Raw genomic sequence first — 24,546 nt, forward strand, 5'->3', positions numbered from 1 at the left:
GTTCCCGCACCCGCCAACGCGCCGGGAGGCCGCCATGCCTGTGCGTGAGGCAGACCGCCTGCTGCTGGCGGCGGCCCGGCGCGGCGGTGCCTGGGTGGGCGCCATCGTGCTCACCTCCCTCCTGCTCACGGGCGTGACCATCGCTCTGCCCGCGGTCATGGGCCGCACCCTCGACGCCGTCCTCAACGACCGCGGCACGGCGCAGTGGATGGCCCTGAGCGGTGCGTTGATCTTCGTTCTGGTGGCCTTCGACGCCGTGGACGACCTGGTCTCCGGGGTGGCCGAGGCCCGGTCGACCGCATGGCTGCGGCACACGTTGCTCGGACATGTGCTCGCCTCGGGCACCCGTGCCACCCGCCGGTTCACCGCAGGAGACCTGGTCAGCCGCATGGTCGGCAACACCGCACGGACGGGGAACTTCGCGTCGGGCGTGACCTGGGTCCTCGTCGGCCTCGTCCCTCCGCTCGGCGCGATCGTCGCCCTGGCCCTCATCGACTTCTGGCTGTGTCTCACCTTCCTGGTGGGCATGCCCCTCGTGGTGTTGCTTGCGCGGTCCTTCCTCCGGGACGTCTCGGGCGTCAACGAGGGGTATTTCCGCGTCCAGGGCACCATCGCCGCCCGGCTCTCCGACGCCCTGGGCGGCATCCGCACGATCGTCGCAGCAAGGACCGTCGACCGCGAGACGCGCCGTGTCCTTGAGCCGCTGCCCGAGCTGCACCGGCACGGCCTGGGCATGTGGCGGGCGGTCGCCCGGGTGTCGGCGCGCGGAGATCTCGTCGTCCCCCTGCTGGTGGTCGCCGTTCTGGCGGTGGCCGGACTGGAGCTCTCCCAGGAGCGCATCACTCCGGGAGACGTACTGGCGGCGAGCGAGTACGCCGCCATGGCGGTCGGCATCGCCGGCGTGTTGTCGTCGGTGAACCAGCTGGCCCAGGCCCGTACGACGGCGGGGCGGATCGCCGAAGTGCTGGCCGAACCCCCGGTGGCCTACGGCCACGAACGCCTCCCCGAAGGCCCCGGAAGGCTGGAGTTCCGGCAGGTGACCGTGCTGGGGACGGGTGGTCCCCTGCTCAGGGACCTGAGCCTGGTCGTCCCCGGCGGCGCTCTCGTCGCCGTCGTGGGACGCTCCGGGGCCGGTAAGTCGCTGCTGGCCGCGCTGGCCGGGCGCCTCGTCGACCCGGACGGGGGCGAGGTCCTGCTCGACGGCGTACCGTTGCGCCGCCTTCGCCGTGACGAGCTCAGGCGGGCGGTGGCATACGGCTTCGAACGCCCGGTGCTGCTCGGTGAGACCTTCGCCGACGCCATCGGCTTCGGGGCACGGACTCCGTGCGACGAGGAGCTGGTGGCGCGGGCCCGGGCGGCACGGGCCGACGCCTTCATCCGCCACATGCCGGCCGGTTACGCGAGCCGTGTCGCCGAGACCCCGGTCTCCGGCGGCGAGGCGCAGCGGGTCGGACTGGCCCGCGCGTTCCTCCAGGCCCGGCGGGTGCTTGTGCTCGACGACGTCGCGGCAAGCCTGGACACCGTGACCGAGCACCACATCAGCCAGGTGCTCACCGGGGCGCTCGCCGACCGTACGCGGCTCATCGTGACGCACCGGGCCTCCACGGCCGCTCGCGCGGACCTCGTGGTCTGGCTCGCGGACGGCGCGGTGCGGGCGCTGGGAACGCATCACACGCTGTGGGCGGATCCGGGCTACCGGTCCACGTTCCAGCCGCTCTCCACGGCCGGGGCGGCGGCCGGCGCCGGAGGTGCGCGGTGAAGCGGCGGGCCGTACAGATTCTCTGCTCCTCGCTCGGCCGCCGACGCCGGGAGTACCGGCGGCTCGTGGCCTGGTCGCTGGTGCAGGCCGTACCCGCCCTCCTGTCCGGATGGATCGTCGCCCGGGCCGTCGACCGCGGCTTCCTCGCCGACCGGCCCGCGACCGGTTTCCTCTGGCTGGGTGTGCTGGCGGTCGCCCATCTCGTCGGAGCCTGGGGCACCCGGCACGCCACCTTGGGGCTGGCCTCGCTCATCGAACCGTTCCGGGACGAGCTGGTCACCCTCGTGACCACAGGCACGCTGCACCGGTCCGCCCGGCTGGGCGGGCCCGCCGACACCGCCGGCGTGGCACGGCTCACCGAGCACGTCGAGCGGGCCCGGGACGCCTACGGCGCGATCGTCCTGTTCGTCCAGGGCTTCGTCGTCACGGCCGTGGCGGTGCTCGTGGGCCTGGCCGGTCTCGACCCCCTGCTGCTGGTCCTCGTCCTGCCGCCGCTCCTGATCGGCCTCGCACTCTTCCTCGCCGCGCTGCGGACCATGGCCGCACACCAGCGAGAGGTCATCCTGGCCGACGAGCGCATCGCCGAGGTCACCAGCGCGCTGACGGGAGGGCTGCGGGACGTGGTGGCCTGCGGCGCCGAGGACCGCGTACGGGCCGAGACCGCTGTGCAGGTCGACGCCGCGGCCCGGGCCGCCGTGTCACTGGCCCGGCTGACCGCGCTGCGCACGGCGGCCCTGGGCATCAGCGGCTGGGTACCCCTGCTGCTCATCCTGCTCGGAGCGCCCTGGCTGGTACGCAACGGTGTGACGGCGGGCGCGATCCTGGGCGCGGTGAGCTATGTGTCGCAGGCCCTCCAGCCGGCCCTGCAGGGGTTCGTCCGGGGACTGGGCAGCAGCGGGCTGTGGCTGATGGTCACCGTCGGCCGTATGGCCGAGATCGCGGTGGAGCCGGACCGGCACGAGACGGCCGAGGCCGGGAGCCGTACGGCGACGGCGCACATGCCGGTACGCCCCGGTGGCGCCCGTGTGGAGGCACGCGGTCTCACGTTCGGTTACGCCCGCTCCGCGGAGCCGGTGATCCGCGACCTGCACCTCGTTCTGCGACCGGGCGAGCACCTCGCCGTGGTGGGACCGAGCGGCGCCGGAAAGTCCACGCTCGCCGCGCTGATCGCGGGGGTGCTCGAACCGCAGGCAGGGCAGGTGCGCCTCGACGGTGTGCCGGTGCGCGCCCTGGGGAGCGGCGAAAGCCTGGCCCGGCTTCGGGTGCTCATCCCGCAGGAGGCGTACGTCTTCGCCGGCACGCTGCGGGAGAACCTCACCTACCTGGCACCCGGCGCTCCTTCCGCGGACGTGGAGTCGGCGGTCCGCTCCGTGGGTGCGGCGCCGCTCGTCGACCGCCTGGGCGGCTACGACGCGCCCTTGACCCCCGGGGACCTCTCGGCCGGCGAACGTCAGCTCCTCGCCCTGGCCCGCGCCCTGCTGCCGGCGCCCCGGCTGACCCTCCTGGACGAGGCCACCTGCCATCTGGATCCGGTCGCCGAGGCGATCGCCGAGGAGGCCTTCGCCCGCCGCCCCGGCACCCTGGTCGTCGTCGCCCACCGCATCAGCTCGGCGCTGCGGGCCGACCGGGTCCTGGTGATGGACGGCACACGGGTCGGCCTCGGCACACACCAGGAGCTGCTCACCGGGTCTGCGCTCTACCGGGACCTGGTCGGCCACTGGGGCGTGGCGCAGCCGTCCCCGGCACCGCTCGGGTCGATGGTCACACCCAGCCCGACTCCCTGGCGATCCGAATGGCATCGATCCGGGTCCGTCCCCCGATCTTCCTGGTGATCGCCGACAGGTGGTTGCGGACCGTGGCCACGGACAACGACAGCCGCTCGGCGACCTCCCGGGTGGGGATACCGTCGGCGGTCAGCCGCAGGATCTCCACGTCCCGCGGGGTCAGCGGGTTCGCTCCCGCGTCGAGCGCGGCCAGCGCGAACTCGGGGTCGATGAACCGCTGTCCCCTGACCAGCTTGCGGATGCCGTGGATCAGCCGGTCCGCCGGAGCGTTCGTACTGATCACCCCGGCGGCGCGCAGATCGAGCATCCGTCGCAGGCGCGCCGGTGTGGTCGAGGCCATCATCAGCATCACTCGGCAGTCGGGCAGCCGCCGCTTCAGCTCGCCCCGCGCGGCGAGTTCCTCGCCCTCCTTGGAGTCGACGTCGATCACGGCCACGTCGGGGCGGCACATCAGCGCCCGTGCGAGCACCTCGCCGTCGCCTGCGGCCTCCGCGACCACCTCGATGTCGTCCTCGCCGGAGAGAAGGGCGGCGAAGGCTCCCCGCACCAGGCGGGTGTTCTCGACGAGAAGCACGCGAATCAATGTCGCTCCACCCTCCGCAGACCTGGAAAAATTATCGACCCTTGTGTCCGGAATTTCAGTTCGGTGCTCTCGTCGCCCGACGGGTTCAGTGCGGGCGGTGTTCCCAGCGGCGGTCGGTGCGGGTGAGTTCCCGGAAACCCGCGGCGAGCAGGAGGTCGACGGCTGCCTTGTCGTCGGCCGGCTCGTAGGCGAAGAGACGGTCCGTGCCGCACAGGCCCAGCCAGTCGGCGGCCTGGGCGAGCAGCTGTCGCTCCAGGCCCTCGCCGTGGGAGGCCGGATCGATGTGCAGGTTGCCGATGTCGGCGAGGCCTGCCCCGCGTGCGTGGCGTTCGGGGCGGGTCAGGGCGGTGTCCACCTCGATGAAGCCCGCCACGCGTGTGTCGACGTAGGCAGTGAAACGGGTGCCGCACTCCCCGAGCGAGCGCTCGAACCTCACGCCCGGACGGGGTTCGCGGGCCGGCAGGTCGGCCACCCGCGCGATCAGGACCACCTCGGTGTCTCCGATGTGGCGGAAGCCCGACCGTTCGTAGACGGCGCGGATGTGCGGCCAGTTGCGGGGCAGGCCGTAGACGATCGGGGCCGGGACGGCGCCGTCGGCGTAGCGGACGCGTACGTCCCAGCGGGCGAACTGAGCCAGGCACGCGGCCATCAGCTGGTCCGCGGCTTCCTCGGCGTCGGGCCAGAAGGAAGCCGGCGGCCGGTACACGAACCAGTCGATCTCACCGGCGTCCCGGTAGTGCTCGCCGACCTCGGCGCCGGAGCGGTAGCGCAGCAGGTGTGCAGCGCCTACGACATGGTGGCGCTGCTCGGCGACGAAGGTGACGCGCTCGGCGACCCAGGGGTCGGTGATGAACTCGCCGGGCTGTCGCTCCAGGTCGCCGAGGACGGTGTTCACCGAGACCGAGACGCCGGGGACGACGGCGGCGACGTGTGCGTTGATCAGGTCGGTGAGCTGGTCGCGGTCGTCGCGGCGGAAGGGGCGCACGGTGGGCGCGGGCATGCGGAACCTCCGGAAGCGGAGAGGTGGGCTGGAGGCCGCCATGCGGTGCGGTACGTGGGCGAGGGTACGTCGGGGGCGGTGCCGGGCGCGAGGGGTTCGGCCGGATGGCCGGAGGGCGGGGCCGGGCTTGGCGTGCTGGAGGGGCCACTGTTCGCCCAAGGCTTCGGAAGGACACCCCATGAAGCTCGACAAGCCGGTGACCGGCGGGCCCTGCTGGACCGAGCTCGGGACCAGCGACCTGGCGGCGGCCAGGCGGTTCTACGCGGAGCTGTTCGGCTGGCGCAGCGAGACGGATCCGCGTCAGGAGGCGGGCGGATACACGGTCGCGCACCTCGGGGACGCCGCGGTCGCCGCGCTGACCCCGCTGTACCAGGAGTCGCAGCCCGTCGCATGGAACGTGTCGTTCGCGGTGGCGGACGCGGATGCCGCAGCCGCGCAGGTGACCGCGACCGGCGGGACGGTTCTGCTGGGCCCGATGGACGTGCTCGACGTGGGCCGCTTCGCGGTGGCGCTCGATCCGGCGGGTGCTGCTTTCCAGTTGTGGCAGGCGCGGGCCTTCCCGGGTGCCGGGCTGTTCAACGCGCCCGGCTCACTGGGGTGGGTGGAGCTGCTGACCCGTGCGCCCGAACGGGCCGAGAGCTTCTACACGACCGTGTTCGGCTGGAGCATCAGCGCTTCGGAGCACTACACGCAATGGGGCATCCACGGCGCGGACTTCGGCGGCATGGTGCGGATGGACGAGAAGTTCCCGCCCGAGGTGCCGCCGCACTGGCTGCCGTATTTCGCGGTGGCCGACGTGGACGCCTGCGCGGCCACGGCGACGGAGGCCGGCGGCACCGTCCTCATGGAGCCCACCTCGGTGCCGGACGGCCCGCGGATCGCGGTGCTGCGGGATCCGCAGGCGGCGATGTTCGGGGTGTACCGGGCGGGCGACGAGCACTGATCAGGGGTCCGGCCGGACGGTCATGTCGACGGTGATCTCGTCACCGACGGTGATCTGCCGGGGCCTGCGGACGGCGGCCTTCAGCGGCAGCAGGTAGCCGCCGTCCTTGGGGAACAGCGAGGTCTCGAAGTCGACCTCGCCGATCCGCGCGGCCACGGGGATCACGCCCCAGCCGTAGCTGGCCATCGCCGCGACCTCACGGATCTCCGCGGACTCCTCGTCGGGCACGGGCAGGTAGTAGTAGGGCGCCGGGCCGCGCCACTCGATCACCCGGCCGGCGAACGTGAATTCCAGCATCAGGCCCCTTTCTCGTGCCCGTCACGATAGGGCCCCTCGGGCCAGCGGTGTCACCGTCACCTGGTCGATGACCGGGGCGTACGCCGAGCGCTGGCCGTATGCGTTCTTGGTGTGGCCGTCGAAGTCGGGGAGTTCGTCGGCGGTGAAGGTGAGCGTGTTGGCGCCCTGGCCGAGGGTGACGGGGACGGAGAGGTTCCAGAAGTTGTTGAAGTGGAAGGTGGTGGGGAACAGGACGCGCTGCGGGGCGGCGCCGTTGACGGAGATGTCGGCGTGGCGGCAGACAGGGTCGGGGTTGTAGTGGGTGGCGGGTGCCTGCTCGCCGTTGGCGTAGCGGATGGTGAGCGCGTGGCGTCCGGCGCGTTCGGCCGTCACCGTCAGGGTGAGCGCGTTGCCGGGGCCGGCGCCGATGCCGTCGACCGCCTTGCCGCCGATGGCGTACGAGCGTCCCGTCACCCTTGCGGTGCCGGTCAGGATGCCTTCCTCGGCGGCGGACACGTACGTGGGCAGCAGTGAGCGGGAGGCGGCGACGCACAGCCGGTCCACGATCAGGCGGTCCGAAGTCCCGGTGACCGTGACCTTGTTGATGCCGCCGGCCAGGAAGAGCGGGACGGCGGCCCGCTGCACGGGTCCGAGCTCCTCGCCGTTGACCGTGAGCAGGCCCTCGCCGGGGCCCAGCAGGTCGACGGTGACCGTCGCCTCGCCGTCGTCGGCGGCGTGCACCCAGAAGGTGACGGTGCCGCCCCGGGGGAGGACGGCGGCGCCGGGTCCGGAGGCGCCGAGGTCGGCGTAGCTGACCCGTGCACCCGCGTCGAGGGTGGCGAACTCGGCTTCGTACAGGGCCTCCTGGTCGTCGCGCAGGACGAGGTCCAGCTTGTCGACGACCGCGTCCCCCTTGGTCGTGCCGAGGTCGGGGTCCTGCGCGGCGAGGGTGATCCGGTGCGGGCCGGCAGTCAGCTCGACCTCGGTGTCGGTGTGTCCCCACACCGCCCACTTGTAGCCGAGCGGCAGTCGCAGTTCGCGCGGGTCCTTGCCGTCGATGCGCAGGAAGACGTTGGTGGGGCCGTGCTCGCGCACCAGGTCGGCCAGGTTGTGGGAATTGGCAAAGACCCGCAGGTCGTACGTCCCGTCCTGCGGGGCCTCGACGTCGAAGGCGAGCACGCCGTCGGAGCCGGTGCGCAGGCCGCCGATGTGGTGGCCGCCGGAGGTCGCGAACTTGTCGACGTCGGAAGGGGATCCCTCGGGACCGTGCTTGACATAGCCGCCACCCGTGTACGTGGCGTCCTCGGCCTCGTAGGTCAGCCGCCGCCCCGCCGCGGGCGGCAGCAGCGTGGCGCCGTGACCGCCGGGGGCCAGGATCAGCTGGTAGGCGGACATCTCGTCGAGGTCGGTCAGGGGCAGTGTCACCCGGCCGTCCGTGACGGGCAGTTCGGCGTCGAGCAGCCGCAGGGGCTGGGCACTCGCGCCGACCTGGCCGCTCCAGGAGATCTCCTGGAGGCGTACATGGGCGGCCGTACCGAACACGTCCGGGTCGATGCCTTCGATGACGAGGTCCGCGGCGCCGCCCGCGCCGCCGAACAGGACGCGGGCCTGCCGCTTGAGCCGGTCGAGAGTGGCGATGCCCTGCAGCGTGTACTGGACGTTGGGGTGCGGTGCGATGACGCGGACGGTGTTGCCGGACAGCTGCCCGTAGGCGTTGAAGAGCCACCACTGGCCGTTGCCCTTGTTGGCCTCGACCGCCGAGTCGTTGAGATTGCCTGCGATGTTCCAGTACGCCATGTCGGCGTCGACCTTGGACTCCTCGATCGCGGCGATCCACTGGATCATCTGCCCGGGGACGGACAGATGGTAGTTGTGCGCGTACTCGTTGAGGTTGACGGGCAGCGGGACGATTCCCAACTCCCGTTCCAGCTCACGGTACTTGGCGACGTTCCTGCGGACCTCGTCCGGCGAGGACAGCTCGTGCCAGGTGATCACGTCGGGGAGCACACCGTGCTCGCGCGCGAACTCCAGAAAGCCGCGCACCTCCGGATAGAGGATGCAGGTGTTCGGGCCGGCGATGCGTGCCTCCGGGTCCAGGCCCTTGATGAGGTCGTACGCCTGCTGCCAGGCCGCGAAGTAGGGGCCGGGCTCGGCGTGCCAGGAGACCTGGTCGTAGCTCCACTCCCCCGTGCCGAACATGTTGCCCTCGGGCTCGTTGAACGGCACGTACACGACATGGGACTTGAGGGCGCCCAGCTTCTGCACCTGGGCGACCTGGCGGCGGATGCTCGCCAGGTAGGCGGTGAGCCGCTCCTCGCCGGTGGCGCCCGGCCACTCGTAGGGGAAACCGCGGTGGATGTCGGTCAGGTAGACGTAGACGTCCTTGCCGCCCGCCGCGACGAAGGACGGCAGGATCTCCAGGGCGTCGGCGCCGGGGTGCTGGATGCCGTCCTGCGCCTTTGTGGTGACCGTGCGGACGTACATGCCCTCGACGACGGCGCGGCTGGGCACGCCGTCGCCGTACAGGCCGTAGAGCGTGCCGCTCGCGCCGCCGTGGAAGGGGCCGGTCTCCGTGCCCAGGTCGACAGTGAGCGTTTCGGCTGTCACGGCATCGCCCTCTCGTTCGGCATGTCGTACGCCAGTCGGCGATCCGAACCGGCCTGGTCGAACGTAGGGAGCTGGTGTCGATCACGTCAACGGGCATACGGCCTCCGAAAGTTCCGGAGGCGGCCGTTCAGACGCGCAGCGCGCCGAGGCGGCCCTCGAGTCGGCCGAGCAACTCGCCCAGCAGGCCGGCCAGTTCACCCTGTCCCTGTGGATCGAGGACGGCCAGTACGGAGGTCTCGTAGGCCAGCTGTTCGGGGAGGATGCCGTCGACGAGCTCGCGGCCGGCGTCCGTGAGGCGGAGGTGGGCGACGCGGCGGTCGCGGGTGTCGCCGCGGCGCTCGACCAGGCCGCGCTCGGTGAGCTGTTTGAGGCGTTTGGTGACGGCGGCACCCGAGGAGAAGGTCTCGCGGGCGAGTTCGCCGGGGGTCAGTTCGTGGCCGGTGCGGCGCAGGGCGCCGAGCAGGTCGAACTCGGGGCGGCTGAGGCCGGCCCGGCGCAGCGGGGCGTCCTCGGCCTGCTGGAGGAGGGCGGCGCAGCGGTTGATACGGCCGATGATCTCCATGGGGCCGGTGTCGAGGTCGGGGTGGACGGCCTGCCACTGCCGGACGACCGCGGAGACGGTGTCCTCGCCCCTGGTCGCCCCCGCCTGCCGTCCGTTCGCTGCCGTCATGGCCGTACGCCCTCCGCTCTCGCGCTCCGGTGCAGTCCCTGGTCTCTCAGAGCCTGTGGCTGACCCCCGGCCGGGCGCCCGCCGCCTGGCACGCACGCTCGCACGCACCGGACGACGTGCGCTGATCCGGCCGGGGTTCAGCCACAGGCTCTTGCCGTCGCCGCGAGCGTACGGTGTCCGGCCTGCTCGGCGCGCACGACCCGCTCCTGGGGCAGGGCGCGCTGCCACCACTCGCCGGACGCGGCGTCGACCGTGGCGCGCAGGTCGGCCAGGGAGGCGGCGAGGGAGCGGCGGGCGGCCTCCAGATCGGCGGGTGCGGGGGCGGGCTCGGCCAGCAGGCGGGCGGCGTGCTCGCGGGCACGCTCGGCGGCGGACAGCGCGTGCTCGACACGGCTGCCTGCGCGGCGGTTGGTGACGGCGACGGCGGCGAGGAAGCCGACCAGGGCGCCGACGAGGGTGTCCACGACCCGCTCGGTGATCAGCTGCCCCGGCTCCTGGAATCGGGTGAACTCGGTGATGAGCAGGGCCATCGGGGTCACGCAGACGCTGCCGAGCCAGTAGTTGCGGCCCATCAGGGCCTCGGCGCCGAAGTTGAAGGCGAGGCAGCACAGCACGAGGGCCGCCGGGCCGAGGTGGGCGAGCGGGACGACGGCGGCGAAGAGCAGGACACCGACGAGGTTGCCGACGACGCGCTGGACACCCCGGCTCCAGGTCAGGGCGAGGTTGGCCTGGTAGAGGGAGGCGGCGGTGACCAGCGCCCAGTAGGGGCGGCCGATGCCGAGGGCGAGGGAGGCGTAGCCGGCGAGGGCACAGCCCAGGGCGGTGCGTACGGCGATGGGGGCGAGCGGGCAGAGTCGCCGCCACGACGGGCGGGGCGAAGCGGCGAGTTCGGCGTCCACGCCGAGGAGTTCGGCGGTGGCTGCCGGGTCGTGGACCTCCGGGACAGGTCCGGTCCCGGTCAGCTCGCGGGCCCAGGTGCGCAGCTGCTCGGGGTCGGTGTCCGCGGGGACGGCGAGGGCGACTTCGGCGCGGACGACAAGGCGTTCGAGGGCACGTCGGGTGCGGGTGTCGCCGGTGGCCAGAAGCGGCTGCCAGGCGGCCTGGACGGCGGCGGCCGCCGCGGCACGGGCCCGGGCGTGGCCGTCGCCGGTCCCGTGGGTGACGGCGTATGCGGCCGCGGCCCTCAGGGCGGCCGCCGTGGCCCGGCGCTCCGGTCCGTGCGGGCGCAGCAGCGCGGGGGCCATGCCGACCACCCAGGCCCAGCCGCCCGCGGCGAGCGCCAGCGCGAGGTGGGCGGGGACCTCGCCGAGGGTCTGCGGGGCGAAGAGGGACGCGGAGGTGATGAAGGTCAGGACGACGTTGCCGGGCGGGCCGATGCGGGTCGCGTCGCACAGCGCCTTCTGCAGGGCGGCCAGCAGCGCGCCGATCGTGACCAGCAGGACGGCACTGCCGGTGAGCGAGGCAGCGACCAGGGAGACGGCGAGACCGCCGACCATGCCGAGGACCACCCAGGCCAGGGCTCGGGCCCGGGCGGCGTAGGGGCGGTTGTGGGCATACAGCGCGCACAGCGACCCGGCCATCGTGTACATCGCCAGGTCGAGCCTGCCGAGCGCCAGCAGCGTCAGATTGGGCGGGGCGACCGAGGCGACCACGCTCAGCGCGGGCTTGAACCAGATGTCCGCGGGGCGGCCCACACGCAGCACGCCCGCCAGCGGGAGACGGCGGACACGTGGCATGGCGGAGGTGGGGGTCGCACGGTTCATGGGGCATGAGTTTAGCAGGTGTTTTACCAGTAAAGGATTATCCGTGGCACTCGCTCACCTGCTGTGCTCCCACGAATGCTCCCCGTGTACATCCTTGCGCTTGCGTGCGCGCCGCGTGCTGCGGGCAACCACCGACTGTCGACACCGTCGAGCAGGGAGGTGCGCGTGCACGGACCGGCTTCGCCCGGCTGGCTGCTGGTCGCGCTGTGCGCGGCGACCGGGGCCTACTGCCTGCTGCGGATGCGCAGCGCGGTCGAGGAGCAGCGCCGGGCCGCGGGCGGCGAGGCGCTCATGGGCTTCGGCATGGCCGCCATGGCCGTGCCGGCAGCGGCATTCAGCCCGCCGACATGGGCCTGGCCCGGCTACGCGGCCGTCTTCGGCGCCGCCGCGCTGCGCGCCCTGTGGGCGGCGCGGACGAACGCGCACCATCTGCACCACCTGGTGGGCGCCTCGGCCATGGTCTACATGGCGGTCGTGATGGCGGCCACCCCGGGCCACCATGCCGGGCACGGGGGTTCGGGCGGGGTCCCGCTGGTGACAGGGGTGCTGCTGCTCTACTTCACGGGATTCGTGCTGCTGGCAGGCGTCCGACTGATGCCCGTCGGGGCCACGGCCGGCGGCGGGTCGGTGGGCTGGGGCGACCGTCCGGAACTGGCGCGGGCGTGCCGGCTGTCGATGGGGATCGCGATGGTGGCGATGCTGATCACGCTCTGACGCGGGGCACGTACGCCGCCGGGGAGCGTGCATCGACCGGGGCATTGGCCTTGCACCCCGCCGGTCGGCGAGGATCAATGCATGCACCGCCCGCCCGTCGACTCCCCGCCCCGCCCGCCGGACCACCGCACCGCCACCCGCGCCGCGGTCGCGCTCACTCTGTGCTCCGCGCTGCTGCTCACCCTGGTCGCCGTCAAGTGGCACCCGATGATCACCGTCGACGGCGACATCGCCCGCACCACCCACCGCTGGGCCGTCGACGAATCCGGCCTCACCCACGCCTTCCGCATCCTGACGGACTGGGTCTGGGACCCCTTGACGATGCGCCTGGTGTGCGCGGCCGCCGTGGTGTGGCTGGTGTGGCGGCGCTCGGCATGGTGGACGGCACTGTGGCTGGCGGCCACCTGCGCCCTGGCCGGCCTGCTGCAACAGACCCTCAAGGCCGCGGTCGACCGCCCGCGCCCCGTCTGGCCCGACCCCGTCGACTCGGCGAGTTACGCGGCCTTCCCCTCGGGTCACGCGATGACCGCAACAGTCGTCTGCGGCCTGCTGCTGTGGCTCCTGCACCGCTACGGCCCCGGCCGCGCCGTGTGGCGTACGGCGCTGGCCGTGGGGGTGGTCTCCGTGCTCGGGGTGGGCCTCACGCGTGTATGGCTGGGCGTGCACTGGCCCTCCGACGTGGTGGGCGGCTGGCTCCTGGGGGCGATGCTGGTGGCGCTGGCCGTGGTGGTCCACCAACGTAAGATCCACTCATGACGGCTGTCCTGTTCGACTTCTCCGGCACCCTCTTCCGCATCGAGTCCACCGCGTCCTGGCTTCGTGCCGTGCTGGAGGACGCCGAAATCACGCTGCCGGAGCCGGAGTTGACGCAGGCGGCAAAGGCGCTGCACATGGCGGGTGCCCTGCCCGGCGGTGCGAATCCGGCGCAACTGCCCGAGGAACTCGCCGAGGTGTGGCGGATCCGGGACCAGAGCGCCGAACTGCACCGGGCCGCCTACACCGGGCTCTCCCGCCAAGTACCGCTCCCCGACCCGGGACTGCACGACGCGCTGTACGACCGGCACAAGACGCCGGCCGCGTGGACCCCGTACCCCGACGCAGCCGAGGTGCTGCACGCGCTGGCCGAGCGCGGGGTCGGCATCGGCGTGGTCAGCAACATCGGCTGGGATCTGCGTCCGGTCCTCCGCGAGCACGGTCTCGACCGGTACGTGGACGCCTACGTCCTGTCGTACGAGCACGGCATCCAGAAGCCCGACCCACGGCTGTTCGCGGTGGCCTGCGAGGCGCTGGAGGTCGATCCGCGCGAGACCCTGATGGTCGGCGACGACCGGCGGGCGGACGGCGGCGCGGCGGCCCTGGGCTGCCGGGTGCACCTGGTGGACCATCTGCCGGCGGCCGAGCGGCCGGACGGGCTGCTTCCAGTGCTGGAGCTGACAGGCTGACCGCCGCGGGCCGCCCGGTCAGCCCTGACAGCCCTCCACCTGCGAGGACGGCCGCACCTGCGCGTCGTCCGGATTCTCCCCGAACTCGGCCTTCGCGCGCCGCTGCCGCAACAGGTCCCGGCACTGGTCCAGTTCGCGTTCCAGCACACACGCGCGCCGGCCCGGAAAAGTAGCCTGAGGACACCTTCAGGGCGATGAGGCCGCCCGCCTCGGACGATCCCCCGCGTCGCCCGAAGCAGACGGCAGCCCTGACCAGCCCCTATGGAGCTCCGATCAGGACGTTCTGAGTATAGTTGGCTGGCAGCCAGTCAACGCAGGAGTTACAGCATGTCCCCGCGCAGCGCCTCGGTCAATGAAGAGTTGCGGAGACGTTCCCGGGAGCGGCTCCTGCAGGCGGCCGTCGAACTCGTCGGCGAGCACGGCTACGAGGCGACGACGCTGGGCGACATCGCCGACAGAGCGGGGTCGGCGCGCGGCCTCGTGTCGTACTACTTCCCGGGAAAACGCCAGCTCGTGCAGTCCGCGGTGCACCGGCTGATGCACCGCACGCTGGAGGAGGCGGTGGAGCGCGAGCCGCACACCGAGGACGGCCGGGAGCGGATGGCGCGGGCCATCGACGCGATTCTGCGTCTGGCCCGGGACCGGCCCGTGCTGATGCGCCAGCACATGGCCGGGCTGCTGCAGGCGGAGGGCTTCGTGCAGTGCCCGGAGCAGCAGCGCCTCGCCGAAGTGCTGCGGGACGTCGTCGCCCGGAACGGGTCGCAGGACGTCGACGTGGACTACCCCATGCTGCGTTCCCAGCTGATGGGTGCCGTCTACGCGATGGTACTGCCGAACGTGCCGATGCCGATCACGCCCCTGCGGGCCGAGCTGTTCCAGCGCTACCGGCTCGACTGGGAGATGGGCGTGCCGCCGGACACCGCGGCGGCCTCCGGCGCGACGTACGAGAAGGATCTTTCGCGGTTCTTCGCGACCGGTGAGTAGCCCGGGGCCCGGTCCGCTCAGCGACGCGCGTGACGAGGCGACAGAAAGCCCGAGTCGCGCGCCTGCGAGATCAGTCTGAGCGACTTGCGGCGACTGTGGCCGGTCGCGCACATCACCGCGAGAACGGGGTCGAAGCCCCCTTCCTGTGCCGCGCGGTACTCCTTGGCGACGAGCCAGCGGCCCTCGACGCCCGGGGGCCAGGCGGGGCGGGCCCGCCGGGGGACCACGGATCCCTCGCCCCCGGCGGCCGGATCCACCCCGGGGCCGCACGCCTCGAAGAGCGGCTCCTCGATCCACTCGGCGAGTTCCGCGAGGTCGTGCAGGGACAGGGCCGGCTGGGAGCGGACCTCCTCCAGCGAGGCACAGCCCTCGCAGACCACGGCGAGCGCGTCGATCCGGGCACCGTCGGTGAACGCAAGCCGGACGGTGAACCACGAGGTGGCGCGCTCGTCCTCCCGCACTTCCCACGCGGGCCATACGGACACCGTGCCGTCCGTCGGACAACGATCAGAAAGATTAAGAAAGGATGCGTCTAGCACACGCGGAACGTAACCACTTGATCACATTCAGCGAGGGGGGACACGCACGTCGGTACCGCGCCTGCACCCTGTCAGCGGAGCACCGGCGGTGCGATGCTGGAGCCGTCAGCGATCTCCTCTCGTAAGGAGTTCCGCCGTGTTGCGTGTCGCCGTCGTCGGTTCCGGGCCGAGCGGGGTCTACACCGCCCAGAACCTCGTCCAGCTGGACTCCGGGGTGCTCGTCGACGTCCTGGACAGGCTGCCGTGCCCCTACGGCCTGGTGCGCTACGGCGTCGCACCGGACCACGAGAAGATCAAGTCGCTGCAGAACAACCTGCGAACCGTGCTGGAGCACGAGCGGGTGCGGTTCCTCGGCGGCATCCAGGTCGGCCCCGGCGGGCTGCCGGCCGCCCGGCTGCGCGAGCTGTACCACGCGGTGGTGTACTGCGTGGGTGCCGCCACCGACCGCCATCTGGGGATCCCGGGCGAGGACCTGCCGGGCAGCTGGTCGGCGACGCAGTTCGTGTCCTGGTACAGCGCCCATCCGGACTCCGCCGACGACGGTTTCCTACGCGACGCCCGGTCGGCCGTGGTCATCGGCCTGGGGAACGTCGCGGTGGACGTCACGCGGATGCTGGCCCGGGGTCCGGCGGAACTGAGCCCGACCGACATGCCACAGGCGGCGCTCAGCTCGCTGGCTGCGAGCCGGGTGAGCGACATCCACATGGTGGGCCGCCGCGGCCCCTCCCAGGCCCGCTTCACGACCAAGGAACTGCGCGAGCTGGGCGGCCTCCCGGACACCGAACTCGCCGTGGAACCAGCGGAGTTGGAGCTGGATCCGGGTTACGCGGATCCCGCCGCGCTGCCGGCGGTCCAGCGCCGCAACGTGGACGTCCTGCGCGGCTGGGCCCAGGCGCCGCCCCAGGGCGCCCCGCGCCGCATCCGGCTGCGCTTCTTCCTGCGCCCGGTCGAACTGCTCGCCGACGGCGGGCGCGTGGGGGCGGTGCGCTTCGAGCGGACGGAGCCCGACGGGCAGGGCGGCGTGACGGGCACGGGACGCTACGAGGACATCGAGGCGCAGCTGGTGCTGCGTTCGGTGGGCTATCGCGGGGTGCCGCTGGAGGGGCTGCCGTTCGACGCGGCGAGCGGCACCGTGCCGCATCTGGCCGGACGCGTGCTGCGCGCGGGAGTGGTCGCGCCGGGCGAGTACGTGGCCGGCTGGATCAAGCGCGGCCCGACGGGCGTCATCGGCACCAACCGTCCGTGCGCCAAGGAGACGGTGCTGTCGCTGCTCGAGGACGCCCCCGTGCTCGTACGCAAGGAGGTTCCGGAGGATCCGCTGGCGGCGCTGCGCGCCGAGGGGATCGAACCGGTGTCGTGGGCGGGTTGGCAGGCCATCGAGCAGGCCGAGGCGGCCCTCGGGGCCTCCCTCGGGCGCAGTGTCGTGAAGCTGGCGGACTGGGAGTCGCTGCTGGCGGCGGCACGGGCGGCGGGCTCGCAGCAGGCGTCGTAGCAGAGTCGAACGGCGTCGAGTGGGCAGGACACACATCGGCAACAACCCGGCAATCAACAAACTGTTCAAGTGGCTTACGGTCTCGTGCTGTTCGGATGCCCCCCTCCCCGCCGCCGCTCTGGAGTGCCCATGGCTACGACCACCCCCGTCCATCCCGTCGACGAGGTCCCGCCCGTACGGCAGCTGGCCGCCTTCGGTCTGCAGCACGTGCTCGCGATGTATGCGGGCGCGGTGGCGGTGCCGCTGATCGTGGGCGGTGCGATGAAGCTGTCGCCCGCGGACCTGGCGTATCTGATCACCGCCGATCTGCTGGTGTGCGGCATCGCGACGCTGATCCAGTGCGTGGGCTTCTGGCGCTTCGGGGTGCGGCTGCCGATCATGCAGGGCTGTACGTTCGCGGCCGTGTCACCGATGGTGCTCATCGGGACGACGGGCGGCGGACTGCCTGCGATCTACGGGTCGGTGATCGTCGCGGGGCTCGCGATCGTGCTGCTCGCTCCGGTCTTCGGCAGGCTGTTGCGCTTCTTCCCGCCGCTGGTCACCGGAACCGTCATCCTGATCATCGGGGTGTCGCTGCTGCCGGTCGCGGGTAACTGGGCCGCGGGCGGCGTCGGTGCGAAGGACTTCGGGGAGCCGAAGAACCTGGCCCTGGCCGGGTTCGTGCTGGCGGTGGTGCTGGGTGTGCAGCGGTTCGCGCCGGCATTCCTGAGCCGGATCGCGGTGCTGATCGGCATCGCGGTGGGGCTGGCGGTGGCGGTTCCCTTCGGGTTCACGGACTTCAGCGGGGTCGGTGACGCCCACTGGCTGGGCATCAGCACGCCGTTCCACTTCGGGGCACCCAGCTTCCACACCTCGGCGATCATCTCGATGCTGGTCGTGGCGCTCGTGACGATGACCGAGACGACCGGTGACCTGATCGCGGTCGGCGGGATGACCGGACGGAAGGTCGAGCAGCGCTCGCTGGCGGACGGTCTGCGCGCCGACGGTCTGTCGACCGTGCTGGGCGGCGTGTTCAACACCTTCCCGTACACGGCGTATGCGCAGAACGTGGGCCTCGTCGGAATGACCCGGGTGCGCAGCCGCTGGGTGGTGGCCACCGCGGGCGGCATCCTCGTCCTGCTCGGCCTGCTGCCCAAGCTGGGCGCCGTGGTCGCGGCGATACCCGCGCCGGTGCTCGGCGGGGCGGGACTGGTGATGTTCGGGACGGTGGCCGCGAGCGGCCTCAGGACCCTCGCCCAGGTGGACTTCAAGGACAACCACAACCTCACGGTCGTGGCGGTGTCGGTGGCCGTGGGCATGCTGCCGGTCGGCGTGCCGACGGTCTACGCGAAGTTCCCGGACTGGTTCCAGACCGTGATGAACAGCGGCATCAGCGCGGGCTGTCTGACGGCGATCCTGCTGAACCTGCTCTTCAACCACCTTCCCTCGAAGGCGACTTCAGCGGCGACTTCAGCCGCCGAGGCGGACGGCCTGCCGAGCGGCGGCGGCGAGCAGGCTGTCGAGCAGCCCCGGGAAGAGATCGTCTAGGTCCTCCCGGCGCAGGCCGTTCATCTTGGCCGTGCCCCGGTAGCACTGCCGGAGGACCCCCGCCTCGCGCAGCACCCGGAAGTGGTGCGTGGACGTGGACTTGGTGACCGGCAGCTCGAACTGCGAACACGAGAGCTCGTCGCCGTCGGCGGCGAGCTCTCGCACGATCTGCAGCCGCATCGGGTCGGAGAGCGAGTGCAGCACGGCCTCCAACCGGATCTCGGCACGCGCGGGGTGCGGCAGATCACGGCCGGCGGCGGCAGGGGCGGTGGTACTCACGCCGTCCATTGTACGAGAGGCATCGTAGTTTGACACCTGCCGTACTACGATGCCTATCGTACGAACCGTCCTTCGGTCCCGCGAGAACGGAGCAGCTCCCCATGAGCGCCCTCTTCCAGCCCTTCACCCTGCGTGAGGTGACCATCCCGAACCGGGTCTGGATGCCCCCGATGTGCCAGTACTCGGCCGCCCCTCAGGGCCCGGAGACCGGCGCACCGAACGACTGGCACTTCGCGCACTACGCGGCCCGCGCGGCCGGCGGCACCGGGCTGATCATCGTCGAGGCCACCGGCGTCTCGCCCGAGGGCCGTATCTCGCCGTACGACCTGGGCATCTGGAACGACACCCAGGTCGAGGCCTTCCGCCGCATCACGCGCTTCCTCGTCTCGCAGGGCACGGTGCCGGGAATCCAGCTCGCACACGCCGGCCGCAAGGCCTCGACCGACCGGCCCTGGAAGGGCGGCGCGCCGGTCGGCACGGACGCACACGGGTGGCAGGCGCTCGCGCCGAGCGCGATCGCCTTCGACGACAAGCACCCGGTGCCGACCGAGCTGACCACTGATCAGATCCAGGAGGTCGTGGGCCAGTTCGCGGACGCCGCACGCCGGGCCCTGGCCGCCGGTTTCGAGGTCGCCGAGATCCACGGCGCCCACGGCTACCTGATCAACCAGTTCCTCTCCCCGCACTCCAACCACCGCACCGACGCCTACGGCGGCTCCTACGAGAACCGCACCCGCTTCGCCCTCGAAGTCGTGGACGCCGTACGGCAGGTGTGGCCGGAGGACAAGCCGCTGTTCTTCCGCATCTCGGCCACCGAATGGCTGGAGGACGGGGGCTGGACGGCCGACGACACCGTCCGCTTCGCCGCCGACCTCCACGCCCACGGCATCGATCTCGTCGACGTGTCCACCGGCGGCAACGCGTCGGGCGTCCGCATTCCCGTCGGCCCCGGCTACCAGGTTCCCTTCGCCGCCCGGGTGAAGGCCGAGACGACGATGCCGGTCGCCGCCGTCGGGCTCATCACCGATGCCGAGCAGGCGGAGAAGATCCTCGCCAACGGGGAGGCGGACGCCGTGCTGCTCGGGCGCGAACTGCTGCGCAATCCGTCCTGGGCACGGGCCGCCGCGCGGGAACTCGGCGGCGAGGTGCACGTGCCCGACCAGTACCACCGGTCGGTCTGAGCGACGCCCTCACCGCATCCCGGCCGGCACATGGCGGAGCACGGCCCGCTCCACGTGCGGCACCGCCCGCTGGCCGGCCACCGCGACCGCGATCGCCGCGGCGACACCGGTCCAGGCGAGCGGGCCGAGCGGGGTGCAGCCGAAGAGCCGGCTGAGGCCCGGGGTCTCCACCACGACGAACAGGGCGGCCGCCGAGCCGAGGGCGGTCGCGGCCACCAGCGGGCTGTTGCGGCGGTCGGCCAGTGTCCGGTCGAGCTTGGTGCCGACGAGGGCGCACAGCGCCATCGTGGCGGAGCGGCGGGCCGTGCCCGGTGTGATGCGGCCGAACAGCCAGGCCGTGGTCGCGCCCAGGGTGGTGGTGAGGGCGCGGTGGCGGATCTTGCGCATCAGAGGTGCGCCGAGGAGTGAGGTGCCCGGCGGCTCGGTCCTTCGGCAGCGTTCGCGCTTCCGGCGAGTCGGGGTGCGGGTCCCCCGCCGCTTCCGGTGTCACCGAGACCGCCATCGCCGGGAACATGTCCGTGAGCAGGTTCACCAGCAGCATCGCGAAATGCGAGGTCCCCCGCCCTAGCGGACCGACATTCCTGCCGGCCGCGAGGAGAGGCTGATCACTTCGGATCCATGTCGGGCCCGAAGATCACGTCGGCCGGAGCCGGGCGCCCCGGCCGTCGTCGTTGCCGGACCTCAACTGCTCGTGCAGGCCGTTCCGTTGAGTGTGAAGGCGGCCGGGGCCGCGCTGTTGCCCGTGTGGCTCGCCTGGTAACCGATGGTGACGCCCGCGCCCGGGGCGAGTGTGCCGTCGTACGAGGCGCTAGTGGCCGTCACCGCGCCGGTCGCCGGTGTGTAGGTGGCGCCCCAGCCGTTGGTGATGGCCTGACCGGCGGGCAGGGTGAAGCCGAGCTGCCAGCCGTTGATCGTCGTCGTACCGGTGTTGGTGATCGTCACGGAGGCGGTCAGGCCCGTGTTCCAGGCGTTGGTGGTGGCGGTCACCTTGCAGGCGGCGGGCTGGGGTTGCGGTGCGGGTCCGGCCGTGTCGAGGCCGAAGAAGGCCAGTGCGCGGGAGGCCATGCCGGAGCTGTAGAGGTTGTGGCCGACGCCCTGGAGGCTGATGGCCTCGACGGGGGCCTGGTCACCGGTGGAGCCGTAGCGGGTGCGGGTCCAGCCGGAGGCGGGCGAGTCCGTGGCGGCCGGGGTCTGGCCGACGCCCAGGACGTTGGTCCACTGCTTGATCTCCTCCCCGAAGTCGGGATAGCGCAGCGTCGCGTCCTCGGTGCCGTGCCACAACTGCATGCGGGGGCGATGGCCGGTGTAGCCGGGGTAGGCGCCGCGGACCAGGTCGCCCCATTCCTGCGGGGTGTGGGTGACGTTGCCGTTCGCGCACGCGCTGTTCCACTCGGAGCCGTCGGTGGTGGCGAAGCAGCCGAACGGCACGCCGGAGAAGGCGGCGCCGGCCGCGAACACGTCGGGGTAGTCGCCCAGCAGGACGTTCGTCATCATCGCCCCGGAGGAGATGCCGGTGGCGTAGATCTTGCTCTGGTCCGCGTGGTAGGTGCGGGTGACCCAGTCGATCATCGACTTGATGCCGACGGGGTCGCTGCCGCCGTTGCGTCTGAGGGCCTGGGGCGAGGAGACGTCGAAGCACTTGCCGGCGCGGGTGACCGACGGGTAGATCACCACGAAGCCGTGGGTGTCGGCGAGTTGGGCCCATTCGGTGCCGTTGTACATGGCCGGTCCGGAACCGGTGCAGTAGTGCACGGCGACCACGACCGCGGGGTGCGCCGTGACGCCGGCCGGCACGTACAGGTACATCTGCAGGTTGCTGGGGTTGGTGCCGAAGTCGGTGACCTCGGTGAGGGTCGCGGCGGGGACGGCGGTGCGTGCGGCGGCCGGGGGCGCGGTGAGGGTCACCGCGGCGAGTAACGGCACCAGCGCGGCGATCAGCGTCAGGAGCGCCGTCCGCAGGAGTCTCCCGGTGGAGGTGCGGGTGGGGGTGGGCACGTCGGGGTCCCTTTCTCGGCACGAGGTGTGGGCAGGGGGCGTTCTCAGGCAGGATCCGCCCGCATGGTGGCATGGACACGACCGCCATGGAAGCGCTCCCACGCGACTCTCCATGGCTCGCCCGCACAGTTCGAGACAACCCTTACTGCTCGCCGGGCCTTCCCTGATGCCTTCTGCGCAAAGCGTTGACTAGAAAGCGCTTGCCCTCTACGTTCCGTTCAGCAGTGTGACCGGCAGGCGCTCCCCACAGGCCCGCCTGGCGCTCTACTCGCGCGCGGAGTTCAGCATGACGTACGTCGTTCATGTACGCGATCAAGCAAGTCCTCCTGAAGGGACGCACCCGCATGCGTACTCACCCCCCACGTACACACGCGCAAAGGTCCGCCCTCGTGGTGGCCGTGGCGGCCGCCCTCGCGACGGTGTCCGCCCTGACGCTCCCCCAGCCGGCCGGGGCGGCGGAATCCTCGCCGGTCGGGTTCGGCGCCGGGACGACCGGCGGCGGCAGCGCCACGGCGGTGACCGTCTCGACGCTGAGCGCCTTCAAGTCGGCGGTCTCCGGCAGCACCGCGAAAGTCGTCAAGGTGAGCGGCCTGATCTCGCTGAGCGGTCAGGTCGACATCGGCTCCAACACCACGGTCCTGGGCGTCGGTCCGTCATCCGGGTTCACCGGCGGCGGACTGCGTCTGAAGAAGGTGTCCAACGTCGTCATCCGCAACCTGAACCTCAGCAAGGCGGTCAAGACGGACGCCATCACCGTCCAGGCCTCCACGAAGGTGTGGATCGACCACAACTCGCTGTCGTCCGACCGCGACCACGGCAAGGACTACTACGACGGCCTGGTCGACATCACGCACGCCTCCGACTACGTGACCGTGTCCTGGAACACCGTCAAGGACCACTACAAGGGCTCACTCGTCGGGCACAGCGACAACAACGCGAGCGAGGACACCGGGCATCTGCGGGTGACGTACCACCACAACTGGTTCAACGACGTCAACTCCCGCATCCCCAGCCTGCGGTTCGGGACCGGACACTTCTACAACAACTACGTCGTGGGCGCCGAGACCGCCGTGCACTCTCGCATGGGCGCCCAGATGTTCGTGCAGAACAACGTGTTCCGCGACACCCAGGTCGCCGTCACCACCAACCGCGACAGCGACGAGGACGGCTACGCCAACCTGAGCGGGAACGACCTCGGCGGAGCCGCGACCGAGATCTCGCGGGTCGGCGCCTTCACCAGCCCGCCCTACAGCTACAGCGCCGAGCCCGCCTCGTCCGTGGTCGCCTCGGTGACCGGCGGCGCGGGCGCCGGAAGGCTCTGACCACCACCCCCACCGGAGGAAGGCATCGGGACATGACTTCACCAGCACTTCCGCGCGCCCGCCGGCGCGCACTCGCCGGAGGCCTGGCCGCACTCGGACTCTCGGTTGGCATGATCATGACAGGCGGTGCATCGCCCGCGAGCGCCGCCACCTGGCCCACGGCGAACGGCAGCCAGGCCGTCACCGCCACCATCAAGCTCTCCGGCACCAAGGACTACGGGATGAAGCGCCTCTACGGCAGCGGAGACCTGGGCACCGGAGGCCAGAACGAGGACCAGGACCCGATCCTGGACCTGGCGGCCGGGACCGTCCTGAAGAACGTCATCATCGGCGCTCCCGCCGCGGACGGCATCCACTGCGAGGGCAGCTGCACGCTGCAGAACGTGTGGTGGGAGGACGTCGGCGAGGACGCGGCGACCTTCCGGGGCTCCTCTTCGTCCAACGTGTACACCGTTTCCGGCGGCGGCGCGAAGGAAGCCGGCGACAAGGTGTTCCAGTTCAACGGCGCCGGCACGCTGAACGTCTCCAACTTCGCGGTGCAGAACTTCGGCAAGCTGGTCCGCAGTTGCGGCAACTGCAAGACGCAGTACAAGCGGACGATCAACCTCAATACCATCGAGGCGACCTACAAGGGCAGCGCGCTGGTCGGGATCAACACCAACTACGGCGACAGCGCGACCCTGAAGAAGATCACCATCGTCGGGGACAGCAGCAAGAAGATCGTGCCCTGCCAGAAGTACATCGGGAACAACACGGGCGCCGAACCGCCCAAGAACGGCTCGGGCCCCGACGGCACGTACTGCAAGTACGCGAGCTCGGACATCACCTACAAGTAGGCCCCCCACGGTGAACCCGGCCGTACGAAGCGCACCCGCACGGCGCTTCGTACGGCCGCCGTCGTGTCGGTGCCCGAACGGTTCAGTGCCCGATCGACCGCGTGATCTCCCCCTGGTACGCCGCGTACGCGGCACGCAGCGTCGCGCCCGGCCAGTCCGCAGGCAGGAGCTCGGGCGGCAGCACGGGGTCGGCGAGCAGGTGGCGGACGACCGCGGCGAAGGCGGCGAAGCGGTCGGCCGGGCGGTGCGCCTCGGCCACATGGGCGAGCAGGGACCGGGCGGTGGCGGCCCAGGCGTCCAACGGCCACAGCTGCGCGGCCAGTTCACGCGCAGGCCGGTCGGGGCGGGCAGTGTAGGACTGGGCCACCTGTTCCAGGTCGTCCGGCAGGGAGCGGGTGAGGTTGGCGGGTCGCAGCCAGACGCCCTCGCGGAGGTCGGCCAGGCGCAGGGCTGTCAACCGGGTGCGCAGGTCGGCGCGTTCGGCGGGGCCGCGGCCCGTCGCCGTGATCACCACCATCTCCCAGTCGCCGTCCCACGCGCGCGTGCGGGCCTGAACCGCCTCGTCCTGGCGGCGCTGGCGGGCCAGCAGGCGGTCGCTGAGCCGGTAGACGGCATCGGTGCGCCGCAGGTCACCGGCGGCCACCATCCGGCTGAGCGCGGCACGCAGCGTGGAGCCGCCGACGCCGAAGGGCTCCACCGCGCGGACGAGCTCCTTCACCGGAAGCTCCGGAGGATGCGTGCCCAGCAGCAGGCTCAGCACGACCGACCGCGCGGACAGCGGCGGCAGGTCGACCTCACCGGGCTGCGCCGCCATGTTCATCCGCATGGGCAGGTACTTTACGTGCGAGCC

Annotated in this window: 23 protein-coding genes and 1 pseudogene; 12 read left to right on the forward strand and 12 right to left on the reverse strand. The window is 71.8% G+C overall.

The genetic code is table 11. From position 1 onward, the window contains the following. Positions 1–34 precede the first annotated feature (34 nt). Both IH68_RS0108905 and IH68_RS0108910 read left to right on the forward strand, forming a co-directional pair. Positions 35–1,759 carry an ABC transporter ATP-binding protein gene (locus IH68_RS0108905; protein WP_030931079.1) on the forward strand — a complete coding sequence of 575 codons (1,725 nt, stop codon included), beginning with the start codon at positions 35–37 and terminating at the stop codon, positions 1,757–1,759. Next, entirely contained in the window at positions 1,756–3,591 is a 1,836-nt protein-coding gene (locus tag IH68_RS0108910; protein WP_078912374.1) for an ATP-binding cassette domain-containing protein, read from the forward strand. The genes IH68_RS0108905 and IH68_RS0108910 overlap by 4 nt, the downstream gene beginning before the upstream one ends. Here IH68_RS0108910 and IH68_RS0108915 read toward each other — a convergent pair. Both IH68_RS0108915 and IH68_RS0108920 read right to left on the reverse strand, forming a co-directional pair. Then, positions 3,521–4,117: a response regulator transcription factor gene (locus IH68_RS0108915; protein WP_234341283.1), complete on the reverse strand. Its 597-nt coding sequence runs from the start codon at positions 4,115–4,117 to the stop codon at positions 3,521–3,523. The two genes, IH68_RS0108910 and IH68_RS0108915, sit on opposite strands and share 71 nt — an antisense overlap. Positions 4,118–4,211: 94 nt before the next feature. Continuing rightward, positions 4,212–5,126: a GNAT family N-acetyltransferase gene (locus IH68_RS0108920; protein WP_030931096.1), complete on the reverse strand. Its 915-nt coding sequence runs from the start codon at positions 5,124–5,126 to the stop codon at positions 4,212–4,214. 178 nt (positions 5,127–5,304) lie between these two features. Between IH68_RS0108920 and IH68_RS0108925 the strand changes: the two genes are divergently transcribed. After that, the gene (locus tag IH68_RS0108925; RefSeq protein WP_030931099.1) at positions 5,305–6,069 is read left to right on the forward strand and encodes a VOC family protein; all 765 of its coding nucleotides are present in this window, start codon (positions 5,305–5,307) and stop codon (positions 6,067–6,069) included. Here the strand turns inward: IH68_RS0108925 and IH68_RS0108930 are convergent, their stop codons facing one another. The 4 genes from IH68_RS0108930 to IH68_RS0108945 form a co-directional block, all read right to left on the reverse strand. Further along, on the reverse strand, positions 6,070–6,363 hold the full coding sequence (locus IH68_RS0108930; protein WP_030931102.1) for a DUF1905 domain-containing protein: 294 nt from the start codon (positions 6,361–6,363) through the stop codon (positions 6,070–6,072). It lies immediately after the preceding gene. A gap of 24 nt (positions 6,364–6,387) precedes the next feature. After that, entirely contained in the window at positions 6,388–8,952 is a 2,565-nt protein-coding gene (locus IH68_RS0108935; protein WP_030931105.1) for a cellulosome protein, read from the reverse strand. A gap of 127 nt (positions 8,953–9,079) precedes the next feature. Next, positions 9,080–9,622, reverse strand: a complete 543-nt coding sequence (locus IH68_RS0108940) for a MarR family winged helix-turn-helix transcriptional regulator (RefSeq protein ID WP_030931107.1) — start codon at positions 9,620–9,622, stop codon at positions 9,080–9,082. A 137-nt stretch (positions 9,623–9,759) separates the two neighbouring features. Then, positions 9,760–11,385, reverse strand: coding sequence for an FUSC family protein (locus IH68_RS0108945; protein ID WP_030931109.1), 1,626 nt, complete (start codon positions 11,383–11,385; stop codon positions 9,760–9,762). 165 nt (positions 11,386–11,550) lie between these two features. Here IH68_RS0108945 and IH68_RS0108950 point away from each other — a divergent pair, with 165 nt between their 5' ends. The 3 genes from IH68_RS0108950 (at position 11,551) to IH68_RS0108960 (ending at position 13,541) form a co-directional block, all read left to right on the forward strand. Then, positions 11,551–12,099: a DUF5134 domain-containing protein gene (locus IH68_RS0108950; protein ID WP_030931111.1), complete on the forward strand. Its 549-nt coding sequence runs from the start codon at positions 11,551–11,553 to the stop codon at positions 12,097–12,099. An 81-nt stretch (positions 12,100–12,180) separates the two neighbouring features. After that, positions 12,181–12,855, forward strand: coding sequence for a phosphatase PAP2 family protein (locus IH68_RS0108955; RefSeq protein WP_030931114.1), 675 nt, complete (start codon positions 12,181–12,183; stop codon positions 12,853–12,855). Beyond that, positions 12,852–13,541 (forward strand): HAD family hydrolase, encoded by a 690-nt coding sequence (locus IH68_RS0108960; protein WP_030931117.1) that lies wholly within the window; start codon positions 12,852–12,854, stop codon positions 13,539–13,541. The genes IH68_RS0108955 and IH68_RS0108960 overlap by 4 nt, the downstream gene beginning before the upstream one ends. Positions 13,542–13,559: 18 nt before the next feature. Here IH68_RS0108960 and IH68_RS52860 read toward each other — a convergent pair. Next, positions 13,560–13,697, reverse strand: a pseudogene (locus IH68_RS52860) (DUF2630 family protein); the annotation flags it as partial. A gap of 171 nt (positions 13,698–13,868) precedes the next feature. Here IH68_RS52860 and IH68_RS0108970 point away from each other — a divergent pair. Next, positions 13,869–14,525 carry a TetR/AcrR family transcriptional regulator gene (locus IH68_RS0108970; RefSeq protein WP_030931120.1) on the forward strand — a complete coding sequence of 219 codons (657 nt, stop codon included), beginning with the start codon at positions 13,869–13,871 and terminating at the stop codon, positions 14,523–14,525. Between the two features lie 17 nt (positions 14,526–14,542). On the opposite strand, the gene IH68_RS0108975 is transcribed toward IH68_RS0108970, so the two are convergent. Then, positions 14,543–15,010, reverse strand: a complete 468-nt coding sequence (locus IH68_RS0108975) for a DUF6214 family protein (RefSeq protein WP_030931123.1) — start codon at positions 15,008–15,010, stop codon at positions 14,543–14,545. 190 nt (positions 15,011–15,200) lie between these two features. Here IH68_RS0108975 and IH68_RS0108980 point away from each other — a divergent pair, with 190 nt between their 5' ends. Next, positions 15,201–16,556, forward strand: a complete 1,356-nt coding sequence (locus IH68_RS0108980) for an FAD-dependent oxidoreductase (protein WP_030931126.1) — start codon at positions 15,201–15,203, stop codon at positions 16,554–16,556. A gap of 129 nt (positions 16,557–16,685) precedes the next feature. Beyond that, positions 16,686–18,083, forward strand: a complete 1,398-nt coding sequence (locus IH68_RS0108985; protein ID WP_030931129.1) for a nucleobase:cation symporter-2 family protein — start codon at positions 16,686–16,688, stop codon at positions 18,081–18,083. Here IH68_RS0108985 and IH68_RS0108990 read toward each other — a convergent pair. Next, entirely contained in the window at positions 18,006–18,371 is a 366-nt protein-coding gene (locus IH68_RS0108990; RefSeq protein WP_030931131.1) for an ArsR/SmtB family transcription factor, read from the reverse strand. The two genes, IH68_RS0108985 and IH68_RS0108990, sit on opposite strands and share 78 nt — an antisense overlap. A 92-nt stretch (positions 18,372–18,463) precedes the next feature. Here IH68_RS0108990 and IH68_RS0108995 point away from each other — a divergent pair, with 92 nt between their 5' ends. Continuing rightward, positions 18,464–19,543: an NADH:flavin oxidoreductase/NADH oxidase gene (locus tag IH68_RS0108995; protein WP_030931134.1), complete on the forward strand. Its 1,080-nt coding sequence runs from the start codon at positions 18,464–18,466 to the stop codon at positions 19,541–19,543. A 9-nt stretch (positions 19,544–19,552) separates the two neighbouring features. Here the strand turns inward: IH68_RS0108995 and IH68_RS0109000 are convergent, their stop codons facing one another. Together IH68_RS0109000 and IH68_RS0109005 are read right to left on the reverse strand one after the other, a co-directional pair. Continuing rightward, the gene (locus IH68_RS0109000) at positions 19,553–19,930 is read right to left on the reverse strand and encodes a cation transporting ATPase C-terminal domain-containing protein (protein ID WP_030931137.1); all 378 of its coding nucleotides are present in this window, start codon (positions 19,928–19,930) and stop codon (positions 19,553–19,555) included. Between the two features lie 294 nt (positions 19,931–20,224). Continuing rightward, complete coding sequence (locus tag IH68_RS0109005; RefSeq protein WP_030931140.1) at positions 20,225–21,538, reverse strand: PHB depolymerase family esterase; 1,314 nt, start codon at positions 21,536–21,538, stop codon at positions 20,225–20,227. Positions 21,539–21,882: 344 nt separating this feature from the next. Between IH68_RS0109005 and IH68_RS0109010 the strand changes: the two genes are divergently transcribed. Beyond that, complete coding sequence (locus IH68_RS0109010; protein WP_030931143.1) at positions 21,883–22,860, forward strand: pectate lyase family protein; 978 nt, start codon at positions 21,883–21,885, stop codon at positions 22,858–22,860. Positions 22,861–22,892: 32 nt separating this feature from the next. Continuing rightward, positions 22,893–23,696 carry a pectate lyase gene (locus tag IH68_RS0109015; RefSeq protein ID WP_030931146.1) on the forward strand — a complete coding sequence of 268 codons (804 nt, stop codon included), beginning with the start codon at positions 22,893–22,895 and terminating at the stop codon, positions 23,694–23,696. A gap of 82 nt (positions 23,697–23,778) precedes the next feature. On the opposite strand, the gene IH68_RS0109020 is transcribed toward IH68_RS0109015, so the two are convergent. Further along, entirely contained in the window at positions 23,779–24,522 is a 744-nt protein-coding gene (locus IH68_RS0109020; protein ID WP_030931151.1) for a PaaX family transcriptional regulator C-terminal domain-containing protein, read from the reverse strand. Positions 24,523–24,546 lie beyond the last annotated feature (24 nt).

Origin of the sequence: Streptomyces sp. NRRL S-646 (assembly GCF_000720765.1) — a bacterium.
GTDB lineage: Bacteria > Actinomycetota > Actinomycetes > Streptomycetales > Streptomycetaceae > Streptomyces.